This window comes from Aurantimonas sp. A2-1-M11 (assembly GCF_036549475.1).
GTDB lineage: Bacteria > Pseudomonadota > Alphaproteobacteria > Rhizobiales > Rhizobiaceae > Aurantimonas.
The window spans coordinates 67,308-83,363 of record NZ_JAZHLI010000006.1; the positions used below are offsets into that span (position 1 = coordinate 67,308).

Consider the following 16,056-nt stretch of genomic DNA (forward strand, 5'->3'; position numbering starts at 1 on the left):
GAGGCCGCGTTTTTTCATTCTTCAGGGGAAGACAGAGATGGCGAAGATCAAGGTCGACAATCCGGTTGTGGAACTCGACGGCGACGAGATGACCCGGATCATCTGGCATTTCATCAAGGACAAGCTGATCCACCCCTATCTCGACATCGACCTGGAATATTACGACCTCGGGATGGAGAACCGCGACGCCACCGACGACCAGGTGACGATCGACGCCGCCAACGCCATCAAGAAGCACGGCGTCGGCGTCAAATGTGCGACGATCACGCCCGACGAGGCCCGGGTCGAGGAATTCGGCCTGAAGAAGATGTGGCGGTCGCCCAACGGCACGATCCGCAACATCCTGGGTGGCGTCATCTTCCGCGAGCCGATCATCGCCAAGAACGTGCCGCGCCTGGTGCCCGGCTGGACCAAGCCGGTGATCGTCGGCCGCCACGCCTATGGCGACCAGTACCGCGCCACCGACTTCAAGTTCCCCGGCAAGGGCAAGCTGTCGATCAAGTTTGTAGGCGAGGATGGCGAGACCATCGAGCACGAGGTGTTCGACGCCCCCGCCGCCGGCATCGCCATGGCGATGTACAATCTCGACGAGTCGATCCGCGATTTCGCCCGCGCCTCGCTGAACTACGGCCTGCAGCGCGGCTATCCGGTCTATCTGTCGACCAAGAACACCATCCTCAAGGTCTATGACGGCCGCTTCAAGGACATCTTCCAGGAGGTGTACGAGGCCGAGTTCGAGGCCAAGTTCAAGGCCGCGAAGATCACCTACGAGCACCGCCTGATCGACGACATGGTGGCCTCCAACCTGAAATGGTCGGGCGGCTATGTCTGGGCCTGCAAGAACTACGACGGCGACGTTCAGTCCGACACCGTCGCCCAGGGCTTCGGCTCGCTCGGCCTGATGACCTCGGTGCTGATGACCCCGGACGGCCAGACGGTCGAGGCCGAGGCCGCCCACGGCACCGTCACCCGCCACTATCGCCAGCATCAGCGGGGCGAGCAGACCTCGACCAATTCGATCGCCTCGATCTTCGCCTGGACCCGCGGCCTCGCGCACCGCGCCAAGCTCGACGACAACAAGGCCCTGGCCGACTTCGCCGCGACGCTGGAGAAGGTCTGCGTGTCGACCGTCGAGAGCGGCTTCATGACCAAGGATCTGGCGCTGCTGATCGGCCCGGACCAGCCGTGGCTGTCGACCACGGGCTTCCTCGACAAGGTCGACGAGAACCTGCAGAAGGCCATGGCCTGATCACCGGCTACGGATGAGATGACGACGCGCCCGGCCTCACCGCCGGGCGTTTTCGTATGGGCGTCGTGCGGCATGGACACCGGTTCCGATATTCGGCCGCATGACGCGCCGGGGACGACGGATGGGCGCAACGCTGTGACGCGGCCGCACGCGCCCTCCGACCGCAAAAAGGGGCGCCGCAGCGCCCCTTGAACAATCCGAAGATGCGTGACCGGTCAGGCCGCGGCAGCCTCGAGTGCGGCTTCCACCGCCGCGACCGCCGCATCGGCCTTGTCGGCGTCGGGACCGCCCGCCTGGGCCATGTCGGGGCGCCCGCCGCCGCCCTTGCCGCCGATCGCCGCGCTGGCCTCGCGCACCAGCGACACCGCGTCGAAGCGCTGGGTCAGGTCCGGCGTGACGCCGACGACGACGCTGGCCTTGCCCGCATCCACGCTAACGAAGGCAACGACGCCGGAGCCCATCTGCGCCTTGGCCTCGTCCACCAGGCCCTTGAGATCCTTGCCGGCGACCCCGTTCAGCACCCGGCCGATGAAGCCGACGCCGGCAACCGTCCTGGCCGCGGACCCGCCGTCGCCGCTCGCGCCGTCACCGGCCAGGGCCAGCCGCTTGCGCGCCTCGGTCAGTTCTCGCTCGAGCCGGCGCCGCTCCTCGACCACCGCTTCCAGGCGGACCGGCGCATCGGCCGGCGACACCTTGAGGATCGCCGCCATCTGGCGGACCCGGGCATCCTGCGCGAGCAGGTAGTCCCGTGCCGCCTGCCCCGTCAGCGCCTCCACGCGGCGCACGCCGGCGCCCACCGCGCTCTCGCCGAGAATATGCACCAGTCCGATGTCGCCGGTCGCGGTCACATGGGTGCCGCCGCACAGTTCGATCGAGAAGATCTTGCCGGCCTTCTCGCCCTCCTCGGCCGTGCCCATCGACACGACGCGCACCTCGTCCCCGTATTTCTCGCCGAACAGCGCCATGGCGCCCGAGGCGATCGCGTCGTCGACGGCCATCAGCCGCGTCTCGACCGGCGCGTTCTGCAGGACGATGCCGTTGGCCAGCCGCTCGACCTCCGCCAGTTCGCCGGCCTCGATGGGCTTGGGATGGGAGAAGTCGAAACGCAGCCGGTCCGGCGCCACCATCGAGCCCTTCTGCGCCACGTGGGTGCCGAGGATCTCGCGCAGGCCCTCATGCAGCAGATGCGTCGCCGAATGGTTGGCGCGGATCTTGGTGCGGCGGCCATGGTCGACGACCAGATCGAGCGCCATGCCCGGCTTGATGGTGCCGGACCGGACCTTGCCGCGATGCACGAACAGGCCGCCGGCAAATTTCTGCGTGTCCGAGATCACGATCTCGACGCCGTCGCCGCGCATCACCCCGGTATCGCCGAGCTGGCCGCCGGATTCGCCGTAGAACGGCGTCTGGTTGAGGACGACCGCCACCTCGTCCCCGGCACCGGCCGCGGGGACCTCTGCGCCGTTGCGTACCACGGCGAGCACCGAGCCCTCGGCCTGCTCGGTGTCGTAGCCGAGGAATTCCGTCGCGCCGACGCGCTCGCGGATCGGGAACCAGACGGTCTCGGTGGCCGATTCGCCGGATCCGGCCCAGCTCTTGCGGGCCTCGGCCTTCTGCCGCTCCATGGCGGTGTTGAAGGCGTCGAGATCGACCGCGATGCCGCGCTGGCGCAGGGCATCCTGGGTCAGGTCGAGCGGAAAGCCGTAGGTGTCGTAGAGCTTGAAGGCGGTCTCGCCGGACAGCTTGGCCCCCACCTCCATGCCTTCTGTCGCGTCGGTCAGCAGCGACAGGCCGCGATCGAGGGTCTGCAGGAAGCGGCGCTCCTCCAGCTTCAGCGTCTCGGAGATCAGCGCCTCGGCGCGCACCAGTTCGGGATAGGCCCGGCCCATCTCGGCGACCAGCGTCGGCAGCATCCTGTAGAGCACCGGCTCGCGCGCGCCGAGCATCTTGGCATGGCGCATGGCGCGCCGCATGATGCGCCGCAGGACATAGCCCCGACCTTCGTTGGACGGCAGCACGCCATCGGCGATCAGGAAGGCTGTCGAGCGCAAATGATCGGCAATGACCCGGTGGCTAGCGATGCTGTCGCCCTCGGCGCGCGAGCCGATCGTCGCCTCGACCGTGGCGATCAGCGCCTTGAACAGGTCGATGTCGTAATTGTCGTGGACGCCCTGCAGGATCGCGGCGATGCGCTCCAGCCCCATGCCCGTGTCGATCGAGGGGCGCGGCAGTTCCACCCGCTCGTCGGCGCCGAGCTGCTCGAACTGCATGAAGACGAGGTTCCAGATCTCGATGAAGCGGTCGCCATCCTCGTCCGGGCTGCCGGGAGGGCCGCCTGGAATGCCCTCGCCATGGTCGAAGAAGATCTCCGAGCACGGCCCGCACGGACCGGTCTCGCCCATCGCCCAGAAATTGTCGGAGGTGGAGATGCGGATGATGCGGTCGTCGGACAGCCCGGCGATCTTGCGCCACAGCCCCGCCGCCTCCTCGTCCTCGGAATAGACCGTAACCAGCAGCCGGTCGGCCGGCAGCGCGAATTCCTTGGTGATCAGGTTCCAGGCGAGCTCGATCGCCCGGTCCTTGAAATAATCGCCGAAGGAGAAATTCCCCAGCATCTCGAAGAAGGTGTGGTGCCGGGCGGTGTAGCCGACATTGTCGAGATCGTTGTGCTTGCCGCCGGCGCGTACGCATTTCTGCGACGTGGCGGCGCGCTGATAGGGCCGCGTCTCGACGCCGGTGAAGACGTTCTTGAACTGCACCATGCCCGCATTGGTGAACATCAATGTCGGGTCGTTGCGCGGGACGAGCGGCGACGAGGCCACCCGCTCGTGATCGTTCTTCGCGAAATAATCGAGGAACGCGGACCGGATTTCGTTGACGCCACTCATGGATGCGACCTTCGGAACACCTGCGGGGAAGTGCCCTCGGCCGCGGCGCGCACGTCGCCAGCCTCGAGCAAAGGCGCGTTGTACAGAGGCCCGCACCGCGTGTCCATCAGACCCGCGGGGCCGCGCGGCACGCCATCAGGCGGGCTGCCGCGCGGATCGTTCGAAACGGCTTCCGCGATCAGTCGTCGGACGCGTCGCCCGGACCGGTATCGTCGAGCAGCTGCTCGGCCAGGAGCCCGGCATTCTGCCGGATCAGCATCTCGATCTCGTCGGCGATGGCGGGATTGTCGCGCAGGAACGCCTTGGAGTTCTCGCGCCCCTGCCCCAGCCGCTGGCTGTTGTAGGAGAACCAGGCGCCCGACTTCTCGACGATGCCGGACTTCACGCCCAGATCGACCAGTTCGCCGGTCTTGGAGACGCCTTCGCCATACATGATGTCGAATTCGACCTGCTTGAACGGCGGCGCCAGCTTGTTCTTGACCACCTTCACCTTGGTCTGGTTGCCGGTGACCTCGTCGCGATCCTTGATCGCGCCGATGCGGCGGATGTCGAGGCGCACGGACGCGTAGAACTTCAGCGCGTTGCCGCCCGTCGTCGTCTCGGGCGAGCCGAACATGACGCCGATCTTCATGCGGATCTGGTTGATGAAGATGACCATGCACTTGGAGCGCGAGATCGAGCCGGTCAGCTTGCGCAGCGCCTGGCTCATCAGCCGGGCTTGCATGCCGGGCAGCGAATCGCCCATCTCGCCCTCGATCTCGGCGCGCGGCGTCAGCGCGGCGACCGAATCGACCACCAGCACGTCGATCGCGCCGGAGCGCACCAGCGTATCGGTGATCTCCAGGGCCTGCTCGCCGGTATCGGGCTGCGAGATGAGGAGATTCTCCAGATCGACCCCCAGCTTGCGGGCATAGACCGGGTCGAGCGCGTGCTCGGCGTCGACGAAGGCGCAGATGCCGCCCTTCTTCTGGGCTTCGGCGATGGTGTGCAGCGCCAGGGTCGTCTTGCCCGAGCTTTCCGGGCCGTAGATCTCGATGACGCGGCCCTTGGGCAGGCCACCGACGCCAAGCGCGATGTCCAGGCCCAGCGAGCCGGTGGAAACGGTCTCGATCTCGACGATCTTTTCGTTCTCGCCGAGCCGCATGATAGAGCCTTTGCCGAAGGCCCTTTCGATCTGGGACAGCGCGGCGTCGAGCGCCTTGTTCTTGTCCAACGAATTATCCTCGACAAGCCTGAGTGAGTTCTGTGCCATGGGAGACGAGACCTTATTCCACGCGTTGGACGGGGGTGCAATGACAAGGTGTGCTGACATCATGTACCGGATTTGTTCTCAATCGGCAAGGCCATGATCCCGGTTTGTTCCGATTCGCACGCGATCCCCGTCCGCGCCATCCGCGGCCACTTGCCTAACATTTGATGAAGAGCCCGCTCATGTTCTCCACCGGCCCCAGAATCTATGCCGCCGGCGCCGCACACATCGACCGGCGGGCAATTTCGGACTCGCCCTATGTGCCGCGCGCCTCCAACCCCGGACGGCTGGTCGACTGCCCGGGCGGCTCCGCCTTCAACGCCGTGCAGGCGATGGTCCAGGCCGGCGCCGGCGTCAGCCTGCACAGCGCCCGGGGCGGCGATCCAGACGGGCGCCGGGTCACCGAGGCGATCCTCGCCCTCGGTGTCACGGACCTGTCGGTGACATGGCTCGACCGCACCACCCCGACCTATACGGCCGTCCTCGACGACAAGGGCGAGCTCGTCGCCGGAATCGCCGACATGGCGCTCTACGATCTCATGGTGCCGCGCCTGTTCACCAGAAGTGCGGTGCGCACCGCCATTGCCAGGGCCGACGGCATCCTCGTCGACGCCAATCTGCCGGCCGCGTCGATCGCCGCAGTCACGGGCCAGGCGGCGGGCAAGCCGGTGGCGGCCATCGGCGTGTCGCCGGCCAAGATCGGCCGCCTGCAGGATTCGCTCGGCGGGATCACGGCGCTGTTCCTGTCCTATGCCGAGGCTGCCAGCCTGGTCGAGGCGACCATCGGCACCAGCCCGCAACTGATCGCCGAGCTCCTGTCGGAACTGGGCGTCCAGCGTGCCGTGGTGACCGATGGCCCGCGCGAGGCGATGATCCTCGACGGGCAGACCGTGCTTCTGCAGCAGCCGCCCACCGTCGTGCCGAAGGACATCACGGGGGCCGGCGACAATCTGGCCGGCACCGCCTTTGCCATGCTGTGCGCCGGCACCCCCTTTCTCGACGCGGTGCGCGCCGGCATCGTCGCCGCCTCGCTGCGGATCTCCTCCGAGCCGACCTTGCTCGAGGAACTCGCGCACAGGATCGCCGAGGGCGTCGCCGCGCTGCACGAACCCCGCCGGCCGGAGACCGCGTCATGAGCCCCGCTGCGCCCTTCACCCCCTCCGCCGACGTCGCCGCCGCGCTTGCCGCCGGTGCCCCCATCGTTGCGCTGGAGTCGACCATCATCACCCATGGCATGCCCTATCCGCGCAACCTCGCCATGGCCGAGCGCGTCGAAGCGATCGTCCGCGAGGAAGGCGCCGTGCCGGCGACCATAGCGGTCACGGATGGCTGCCTGCGGATCGGGCTCGACCGGGACGAACTGACGGCGCTGGCTACGGCGCGCGATGTGCTGAAGCTGTCGCGCGCCGACCTCGCCTTTGCCGTCGCCACCGGGCGTACCGGCGCGACCACGGTCGCCGCCACGATGATTGCCGCCGCGCTGGCCGGCATCGGCGTCTTTGCCACCGGCGGCATTGGCGGCGTCCATCGCGGTGCCGAGACGAGCTTCGACGTGTCGGCGGATCTGGAGGAACTGGCGCGCACGCCGGTGATCGTCGTCTGCGCCGGTGCGAAAGCGATTCTCGACCTGCAGAAGACGCTGGAAGTGCTTGAGACCAGGGGCGTTCCGGTCGTCGGCCATGGCACCGACGAGCTGCCGGCCTTCTGGTCGCGCAGCTCCGGGCTGCCGGTGCCGCTGCGCCTCGACAGCCCGGCCGAGATCGCCGGCTTCCAGGCCGCGCGCAAGCGGCTGGGCATCGGCGGCGGCATGCTGGTCGTCAATCCGCTGGACGCGGCCCATGCCATCCCCCGCGCCAGGGTGGACGACTGGATCACGGCGGCCCTGTCGGATGCGGAGGCCGCGGGCATTGCCGGAAAGGCGGTCACGCCCTTCCTGCTGGCCCGCATCTTCGAGCTCAGCGACGGCCGCTCGCTGGAGGCCAACATCGCGCTGGTCGAGGCGAATGCCCGGCTCGCCGCCCGGATCGCGGTCGCCCGCCACCGCTGACGCGTCCGGGCCAACGCTTTTATTCGTCGAGCATGTTCTTGACCGCCACCGCCAGCTCGCGCAGCGAGAAGGGCTTGGCGAGGAAGCCGAATTTCTCGCCCTCAGGCAGGTTCTTGGCGAAGGCGTCCTCGGCATAGCCGGAAACGAAGATGAATTTCAGCTCCGGCCGCTTCTTGCGCATTTCGCGCAGCAGCGTCGGGCCGTCCATCTCGGGCATCACCACGTCGGAGACGACGAGTTCGATCTGCCCGTCCAGTTCCTCCATCACCTCCAGCGCCTCGATGCCGGAGGCCGCCTCGTGGACGTCGTAGCCCCGCATCTTCAGGGCGCGGACATTGCCGGCCCGCACATGGTCCTCGTCCTCGACGAGCAGGATCGAGGCGGTGCCCGACAGATCGACCTTGGCGTTGACGGTCACCGCGCTGGTGTCGCTCTTGGACGCGGTCACCTGTGCCGGGATATGCCGCGGCAGGAAGATGCGGAAGGTCGTGCCCTCGCCCGGCCGGGTGTCGACGAAGATGAAGCCGCCGGACTGCTTGACGATGCCATAGACCATCGACAGGCCGAGGCCGGTGCCCTTGCCGATGTCCTTGGTGGTGAAGAACGGCTCGAAGATCCGCTCGGCCACCTCCGCCGGCATGCCCGTGCCGGTGTCGGAAATCTCGGCCAGCACGTAGTCGCCCTCGGTCATCTCCGCATATCCGAAGCCGGCGACCTCCGCCGCCACCACGTTGCGGGTCGAGATGGTGATGGTGCCGCCGTCGGGCATCGCGTCCCGGGCGTTCTGCACCAGATTGGTGATCACCTGCTCGAACTGGCCGATATCGGCCATGACCGGCCACAGGTCGCGGGCGTGATGGCGCTCCAGCTTGGCATGGTCGCCGCTGACCCGCTTCAGCAGCAGATGCATGTCGGCGACCACGTCGGTCAGGTTGAGCATCTTCGGCCGCATCGTCTGCCGGCGCGAATAGGCCAGCAGCTGGCGGACCAGCGAGGCGGCGCGGTTGGCGCTCTGCTTGATCAGCAGCAGGTCCTGGAAGGAGGGATCGCCGGTGCGGTGGTTGAGCAGCAGGAAGTCGACCGAGGCGGTGATGATCGTCAGGACATTGTTGAAATCGTGGGCGATGCCGCCGGCCAGATTGCCGATCGCCTGCATCTTCTGGCTCTTGGCGAACTGATCCTCCAGCGCCCGCTGCTCGGTCGTGTCGACGCCGTAGAGAATGACCACCTCGTCCGCGTCCGGTCCCGAATTCGGGATCGGGCTGACATAGAAGCGCACCGAGCGGGGCCGCTCGCCCTCGATCTCGGCGTCGACCGGCGGCACGCCCGCCTGCCCTTCCATCGCCGCGCCGAGCGCCTGGTGGAAGCCGTCGCGCCCGGCCGCCAGGATGCTGGACTCGATCGCGGCGGTGCCGTTGGCCGCATCGTTGCCGAAGATCTGCCGGAACACCGCATTGGACCTCACCGCGCGGCCCTGCCGGTCGAGCACGGCGATCGCCATGGGCGAGGAATTGAAGAAGCGGGTGAAGCGCGCCTCGGCGACCTCGACCGGGCTCGCGGCATGGTTGTCGCCGCTGCGGTTGAGGACCAGCGTGCGCATCGTCCCGGGCGCGGCCACATCGTCGGAGACCGGCTTGCGCAGGAGGCGCACCGGCAGGCTCCGGCCCGACTGGGTGATCAGGTCGAGATCGATCGCGGTGGTTTCCAGGGCGTCCGCACCGTCGGCGGGCGCGGTCAGCAGGGCCTGCGAGGCCTCGGGCACGAATTCCAGGATCGACCGGCTGAACGGGCGGAACTCCACCAGATCGACACCCAGCCAGTCGGCCAGCGTGGCGTTCAGATAGGCAATCTTCAGATCGCCGTCGGTGGCGAAGAAGCCGGCTGGTGCGCGGTCCAGATAGTCGATGGCGTGCTGCAGGTCCTGGAACGAACTTTCCTGGTGCTTGCGCTCGGAGGTGATGTCGAGGATCTGCCAGGCGTGCAGCGTGCCGGTGGAGGTGACCAGCGGGCGCACCGAGGCGCGATACCAGTGCGGCGTCGGCTCGGCGCCGGGGCCCAGGCTGCGCGGCAGGCGGAACTCGCGCTGCCCCGACCGGTTCTCCCGCGCCAGATTGGCCAGGTGATAGATCGCCTCGGAGGCTTCGGTCTCGCGCGCCAGCAGCCGTTCCAGCGTCTTCACCCCTGCGGCGTTGGTCGCGCCGGTGGTCTCGCCATAGGCCTTGTTGGCGTAGATGATCCGGCCCTTGCGATCGAGGATCAGCGTCCCCGTGCGGGCGGCGTCGAGGAAATCCTTGGCGATGGACGCTTCGGCGATCCGGCCGGTGAACTGCACGAAGCCGAGCGCCGTCGCAAAGATCGCGGCGAGGCCCGCCATGGCAAGGCCGCCGAAGATCACCAGCAGCGCGATGCCGCCATAGGCATTGCCCAGCAGCGCGAGAAGCGCCGCCAGGACCATCAGCGATCCGCCCAGCATCAGGAGACGCCTGACACCCGATGCCGCGGTAGCCCTGTCGATCAGCGGCCGGTCTGCAGACCCCGTCGTCGCCCCTCCATCCATGGTGATTCGCTCCTTGTCCGCGCCGCCATGACTATGAATCAAAAGCAGATTCGAGGCGAGGGTTCTGCTTGATGCATTTATTCGGCCCGTTGCGGGGGAAAATCCCCGCTGCGCCTTCGCGCGCGCCGTCCAACGCTTTATGACCATTCAAGCTGGCGTTGCCCTTGCCCATAGGGTTCATCCCGCGGAAGGTTGGCCCGAGCGACAAGATCGGGCGCAATCGCTCTCGCGCCAAAGCAGAAGGAAGCCCGGCCCATGCCGCAGTGGATCGTCGATCTCGTTGGGGAAAGCCTCGCGCAGATCGTCTGGGTGGCCATCGTCGCCGTTATCGTCTGTCTCCTGGCGATGGCGACGATCGTGCTCGCCAAGAAGGCCTTCGGCGGCCGCATCGGCACCCAGTTCAAGGCCCGCACGCCGCGCCTGGCGGTGATCGATGTCACCCGCATCGACGAGAAGCGCCGGCTGGTACTGGTGCGCCGGGACGAGACCGAGCATCTGATTCTTGTCGGTGGGCAGAACGACCTCCTCCTGGAAGGCAGCATCCTGCGGTTGCCGGCCGCCGCGCGCAGCCATGGCGACTGGAGTGTCTTGCGCGGCGACGAGCCGGAGACGGCACGCGTCTCGCGGGAGCACCGCCACGAGCCGGTCAGGCCCGCCGCCGACGAGCGCGTCCCCGCGCACGATCCGGTCGTCGAACCGGCGGCGCGGCGCGAGACCCGCCATGGGGCGACGGACGAAGCGCCGGTGCCGGACCGGCGTTCTCCCTCCCCGGCGGCGACGCCGTCGCCGGTCGCCGCCGCATCGGGCGTCGCCGCCGCTGCCGCCCTCGCCGACAGCCCACCGGCCGAGCGCCGGCGCCCCGCCGCCGCCTCCATGCCGGAACCGGAGCCGGCGACCCCGCCCGCCCCGTCTGCGTCGACGCCCGAGCCGGCGGCTCCCCGGCGCGCGATGGCCACGCCGACCGCGGTCCGCGCGCCAGAAGCCGACACGACATCGCAGGACGCGGCCAACAATTCCGCCCCCACCGGCCGGATCGAACCGCGCTTTGCCGCTGCCCGGAGCCAGCCCGGGCGTCCCGATCCCGACGCCGAGATGGCTCGCGCCGACCTGCGCGCGCAGATCAACCGCTCGCAATCGCCGGAATTCTCGCGAGTTCAGGACGCCACCGCTCCGGCTGTCGCCGTCTCGCCGGCCGATGTCCCGGTAGCGGCACGCCAGCCTCTGTCGGTCCGCAGCTTCGCGACTGCCATCCAGCAGCGCAAGGCGCCGCCCGAAATGCCGCCGGCGGCGGCGCCGCGGCCGCGTCCGGCCTCCGACGCCCCCACGCCGGGTGCGGCAACGGCCGCCGCCACATCCGTCGGCCCGTCCCGGACACCCCCGCCGGCCCCGGAACCGCGCATCGCGCCGACCGGTGACCCCACGCCCGCTCCCGTCGCGACGCGAGACAGCCTGCCGGAGCCTGCCGCCCCGGAACCGCGCGCCGAGAAGACGCCGCCCATCGAGGCCGAACGCGCCGATCCGAGCCTGGAAGACTTCCTTTCGGCCGAGCTCGACACCGACTTCGGCGACGACGAGAGCGAGGACATTGTCGCCCCCGGTTCGTCCGCAGCGCCCGCCGCAACGAACACGGCCGCGCCACGCCCGGACGATCCGGCCGCGCCGCGCGACATTCCGCGGGTCGAGCTGTCCTCGCGCCCGGTCGGCTCGTCGGTCTGGCCCGAATTCCCGAAGGCGGAAGCCGCGCAACCGTCGCCGGTTCCTGCGCCGACGATCGAGGCACCGCGCCGCGAGCCGATGACGCCGCCTGCGCCGGCGAGCGATGACGCAGCCGTCGAGACGACCGAGGCACAGGGCGCGGAAACCCAGGACAAGGCCGCACCAGCGACCGCCGATGCGCCGCCTGAGCGGCGTCTGACGCTGGAGGAAGAAATGGAGCGCCTGCTGGGCGACTTCAGCCTCGGCGAAAAGGGCGGGCCCAAGCCGAACTGATCGCAATCAAACGCCCGCCTGCCTGCCACGGGCGCGGCCAGCCCAGAGGCGGCGATCGTCGATGGTGCGGGATGTCAGAGAGAAACGCGGGGTCGGACTGTTCGCGTCCCTGAGGCACGCGCCCCCGATGCAGGATGTGGACCCCGTGCGGGGTCGGCCGGTCGACTATTCGTCGCGGTAGACCTTCTCGCGGCGCTCGTGCCGCTCCTGCGCTTCCAGGGACATGGTCGCGATCGGCCGGGCATCCAGCCGCTTCAGGCTGATCGGCTCGCCGGTCTCTTCGCAATAGCCGTAGGTCCCGTCCTCGATTCGCTCCAGCGCGGAGTCGATCTTGGCGATCAGCTTGCGCTGGCGGTCACGGGCGCGAAGCTCGATCGCGCGGTCCGTCTCGGAGGAGGCGCGGTCGGCCGCGTCAGCCTGATTGCTGTTGTCGCTGGCCAGGCCGAGGAGCGTTTCGCGCGATTCCCGCAGGATTTCGGCCTTCCACGCCAACAGCTTTTTGCGGAAATAGTCCTTCTGGCGGTCGTTCATGAACTGCCCGTCTTCGGACAAGGTCGCATCGATATTGAGTAACTGGCTCATCACGCACCTCCGTTTCCGCAATTCGGGCTTATAGCGACGCTTGTCTCACGGAACAAGTTAACTCCGACATCCTACAACCAGAATGTGAAGACGTTTCTAAGAGACGGATTTCCCACGATTTTCCGAGTGCTCTATCCCCCGCGTCGATGACGTGGCGATGACGGCCGGCCCGTGACGGAAAACGGTTTGCCGTTTACCCACAGCCTGGCTCGCCCGCGCCCGCCGGAACGATACGGACCAGGCGACCGATTGCCCGCGTCGCATTTATCGGCATAGTCCCTCGCCATGTCCTCCGCGCCCCCGTCCCGCCTCTACATTCTCCGCCATGCCCATTCCGGCTGGGCCCGTCCCGGCGAGAGCGATCATGATCGCCCGCTGGACGCACGCGGCCACGAGGAGGTCGGGCGGCTGACCGCATATCTGCGGCGCGAGGCCTTCGCATTCGACGCGGTCGTCTGTTCCACGGCGGTGCGCACCCGCGAGACGCTGGACCTGATTCGCCCGGTATTGCCCACCGAGATCGCCGAACAGAATTCCGACGCGCTCTATGGCGGCGGGGTCTCGGCCTATTTCGACGCGGTGCGCGGCTCGGCGGGCACGAAGGCGCTCCTCGTCGTCGGCCACAATCCGATGATCGAGGAATTCACGCTGTCCCTCGCCGGAACCGGCGATTCCGCCGCGCTGGCTACCGCCAGCCAAGGCTTCCCGACCGGCGGCTTGGCGATCCTGGAATTTCCCGGCCCGCTCTCCGAGATCGCGGCCGGCACTGGCGATCTGCGCCGCCTCTTCGATCCGGACGAAGACGGCTGATACCGGGCCGCCTCGGGGTCCAGCCTTTCGGGCGGCCTCCGGCAGACCTATATCGGCCTGCACGACCGACAGAGAGCCCCGAGAGGACCCCAGCCCCAGCCTATGACCTCCCTTGCCGACGAAGCCCGGCTCGTCTTCGACACGTTCACCGATCGCACCACCGGCCTGTTCCACCCCACCCTGCGGCTGGGCGTCACCGGCCTGTCGCGCGCCGGCAAGACCGTCTTCATCACCGCCCTCGTCCACAATCTGCTGCATGGCGGGCGGCTGCCGCTGTTCGAGGCGCAGGCAGGCGGGCGCATCCTGCGCTCGTTCCTGGAGGAGCAGCCCGACGACGCCGTGCCGCGCTTCCAGTACGAGGAGCATATCCGCACCATTCTCGAGGACCGGCTCTGGCCGAACTCGACGCGCGCGATCTCCGAACTGCGGCTGACCATCGAATATGAGTCCGGGTCGGGCTGGGGCCGTATGTTCTCCGGCGGCCGGCTGTCCATCGACATCGTCGACTATCCCGGCGAGTGGCTCCTGGACCTGCCGCTTCTGGAAAAGGACTTCGCGACCTTCTCGGCCGAATCGCTGGAGCGTGCCCGCCTGCCCGCGCGCCGGCATCTGGCGAAGGCCTATCTCGATCTCGTCGACTGCACCGATCTCGATGCGCCGGCCGACGAGCCGACCGCGGTCGCCCTGAGCCGCGCCTTTGCCGACTATCTGAAATCCTGCCGGGCCGACAGCGCCGCCCTGTCGACACTGCCGCCCGGCCGCTTCCTGATGCCGGGCGATCTCGAAGGCTCGCCCGCCCTGACCTTCGCGCCGATGCCGGTCGAGGCCGGCCGGACCTATCCGAAGGGCTCGCTCGCCGCGCTGCTTGCCCGACGCTACGAGGCCTACAAGAGCGTGGTGGTCAAACCCTTCTTCCGCGATCATTTCGCCCGGCTCGACCGGCAGATCCTGCTGGTCGACGTCATGCAGGCGATTAATGCCGGACCGGAGGCGGTGCGTGACCTCGAGACCGCCCTCGCCGACATTCTCGGCTGCTTCCGCCCCGGCCGCTCGACCTGGCTCGGCTCCTTCCTCACCCGCCGCATCGACCGGATCCTCGTCGCGGCGACCAAGGCCGACCATCTGCACCGCGACAGTCACCGGCGCCTGGAAGGCGTCGTGCGCCGGCTGCTCGACGACGCCATCGCCCGGGCGAAATTCTCCGGCGCCCGCACCGACGTCCTCGCGCTGGCCGCCGTGCGCGCCACCCGCGAGGCAAGCGTCGAGGACGGCGGCGAGACTCTGCCCGTCATCGTCGGCACGCCGGCCGAAGGCGAGACCATTGGCACCGAGACCTTCGACGGCCGCACCGAGACGGCGATCTTCCCGGGCGACCTGCCCGCCGACCCGGCGAAGCTCTTCGTCGACGCGGCCGCCCCCGATCCGATTCGCTTCGTGCGGTTCAAGCCGCCGCGGCTCGAACGCAATGCGGAGGGGCTGACCCTGTCGCTGCCCCATATCCGGCTCGACCGCGCCCTGCAGTTCCTGATGGGAGACCGGCTGTCATGACGAGCGACGAGACCGGTGGGAGCCGCCGTCCGCAGCGCAGGCCCGGCGCCTTTCGCCTCGACGAGGCCGGCATGCGACCGGAGCCGGAGCCCAGAATGGCGACGGCGAGCCGGGCGCCGCGTTCCATCGACAATCTGTCGGGTCTTCGCCTGGATCCCGAGGACGCCATCGAGCGCGAGGCGATCGCGATCCTCGAAGACGATCCGGCGACCCGCCGCAAGCGCCGCTTCTCCTTCGGCAAGCTGTTCCTCGCCGCGCTCGGCCTTCTGGTGTCGCTCGCCGTTGCCCTGGCCGTGGACGCCCTCGTCCGCGACCTCTTCGCCCGGTGGGAATGGCTGGGATGGGGCGCCCTCGTCCTGGCTGGCCTCGCCGTCGTCGGCGCGCTGGGCGTCGCGCTGCGCGAAGCGATCGGCCTGATGCGGCTCGCCGCCGTCGACCGCGAGCGCCAGGCCGGCCGTGCCGCCTACGAGGCCAACAGCACCGAGGATGCCCGCAACGTCGTCAGCGGCCTGTCGGCCCTTCTCTCGGGCCGGCCGGAGACCGCCAAGGGCCGTGCCCGCATGGCGGAACTGAAGGACGAGGTGATCGACGGCGCCGATCTCGTGGCGCTGGCCGAGCGCGAGATCCTGGTGCCCCTCGACGCGCGCGCCCGCGCCCTCGTTCTCGCCTCGTCCAAGCGGGTGTCCATCGTCACCGCGGTCAGCCCCAAGGCGCTCGTCGACGTCGCCTATGTCCTGTTCGAGACGGTCAAGCTGATCCGCCGCATGTCGGAGCTCTATGGCGCGCGGCCCGGCACGCTGGGCCTGATCCGCCTCACCCGCGACGTCGTCGCCCATCTCGCCGTCACCGGCACGATCGGCATCGGCGACGGGCTCGCCCAGCAATTGCTCGGCCACGGCGTCGCCGCGAAACTCTCCGCCCGGCTCGGCGAGGGCGTCGTCAACGGCCTCCTTACCGCGCGCATCGGGCTTGCCGCCATGGATCTCTGCCGGCCGCTGCCGTTCCTGCGGCAGCGCCGCCCGTCGATCACCGACGTGCTCGGCGACCTGACGGTCATCGGTGCGCCACGATCGCCCCGCGAGGGCGGATCTGCCGGTTGAGCGCCCCGGTGCAAGGCTGTGTTAACCCTTACGGATC

Annotated in this window: 12 protein-coding genes; 7 read left to right on the forward strand and 5 right to left on the reverse strand. The window is 68.6% G+C overall.

The window, feature by feature from the left end; all coding sequences use genetic code 11:
• Positions 1-37: 37 nt before the first annotated feature.
• Positions 38-1,249 carry an NADP-dependent isocitrate dehydrogenase gene (locus tag VQ042_RS04415; RefSeq protein WP_331815979.1) on the forward strand — a complete coding sequence of 404 codons (1,212 nt, stop codon included), beginning with the start codon at positions 38-40 and terminating at the stop codon, positions 1,247-1,249.
• Between the two features lie 215 nt (positions 1,250-1,464).
• Here the strand turns inward: VQ042_RS04415 and alaS are convergent, their stop codons facing one another.
• Entirely contained in the window at positions 1,465-4,137 is a 2,673-nt protein-coding gene (gene alaS, locus VQ042_RS04420) for an alanine--tRNA ligase (RefSeq protein WP_331815981.1), read from the reverse strand.
• Positions 4,138-4,315: 178 nt separating this feature from the next.
• Positions 4,316-5,389, reverse strand: coding sequence for a recombinase RecA (recA, locus tag VQ042_RS04425; protein WP_331815983.1), 1,074 nt, complete (start codon positions 5,387-5,389; stop codon positions 4,316-4,318).
• Between the two features lie 179 nt (positions 5,390-5,568).
• Between recA and VQ042_RS04430 the strand changes: the two genes are divergently transcribed.
• A complete protein-coding gene (locus VQ042_RS04430) occupies positions 5,569-6,522 on the forward strand; it encodes a carbohydrate kinase family protein (RefSeq protein ID WP_331815985.1) in 954 nt (317 codons plus the stop codon).
• Entirely contained in the window at positions 6,519-7,433 is a 915-nt protein-coding gene (locus VQ042_RS04435) for a pseudouridine-5'-phosphate glycosidase (RefSeq protein WP_331815986.1), read from the forward strand. The genes VQ042_RS04430 and VQ042_RS04435 overlap by 4 nt, the downstream gene beginning before the upstream one ends.
• Before the next feature lie 19 nt (positions 7,434-7,452).
• On the opposite strand, the gene cckA is transcribed toward VQ042_RS04435, so the two are convergent.
• Complete coding sequence (cckA, locus tag VQ042_RS04440; RefSeq protein WP_331815987.1) at positions 7,453-9,990, reverse strand: cell cycle histidine kinase CckA; 2,538 nt, start codon at positions 9,988-9,990, stop codon at positions 7,453-7,455.
• Between the two features lie 31 nt (positions 9,991-10,021).
• Positions 10,022-10,162 carry a hypothetical protein gene (locus VQ042_RS04445; protein ID WP_331815988.1) on the reverse strand — a complete coding sequence of 47 codons (141 nt, stop codon included), beginning with the start codon at positions 10,160-10,162 and terminating at the stop codon, positions 10,022-10,024.
• 83 nt (positions 10,163-10,245) lie between these two features.
• On the opposite strand from VQ042_RS04445, the gene VQ042_RS04450 reads away from it, so the two are divergent.
• A complete protein-coding gene (locus VQ042_RS04450; RefSeq protein ID WP_331815990.1) occupies positions 10,246-11,979 on the forward strand; it encodes a flagellar biosynthetic protein FliO in 1,734 nt (577 codons plus the stop codon).
• A 165-nt stretch (positions 11,980-12,144) separates the two neighbouring features.
• On the opposite strand, the gene dksA is transcribed toward VQ042_RS04450, so the two are convergent.
• On the reverse strand, positions 12,145-12,561 hold the full coding sequence (dksA, locus tag VQ042_RS04455; protein ID WP_024348614.1) for an RNA polymerase-binding protein DksA: 417 nt from the start codon (positions 12,559-12,561) through the stop codon (positions 12,145-12,147).
• 285 nt (positions 12,562-12,846) lie between these two features.
• Between dksA and VQ042_RS04460 the strand changes: the two genes are divergently transcribed.
• The 3 genes from VQ042_RS04460 to VQ042_RS04470 all read left to right on the forward strand — a co-directional run bounded on the left by VQ042_RS04460 (position 12,847) and on the right by VQ042_RS04470 (position 16,019).
• Positions 12,847-13,371 (forward strand): SixA phosphatase family protein, encoded by a 525-nt coding sequence (locus tag VQ042_RS04460; protein ID WP_331815995.1) that lies wholly within the window; start codon positions 12,847-12,849, stop codon positions 13,369-13,371.
• A 102-nt stretch (positions 13,372-13,473) separates the two neighbouring features.
• Positions 13,474-14,919, forward strand: coding sequence for a YcjX family protein (locus VQ042_RS04465; protein ID WP_331815997.1), 1,446 nt, complete (start codon positions 13,474-13,476; stop codon positions 14,917-14,919).
• A complete protein-coding gene (locus VQ042_RS04470) occupies positions 14,916-16,019 on the forward strand; it encodes a YcjF family protein (RefSeq protein ID WP_331815998.1) in 1,104 nt (367 codons plus the stop codon). The genes VQ042_RS04465 and VQ042_RS04470 overlap by 4 nt, the downstream gene beginning before the upstream one ends.
• Positions 16,020-16,056 lie beyond the last annotated feature (37 nt).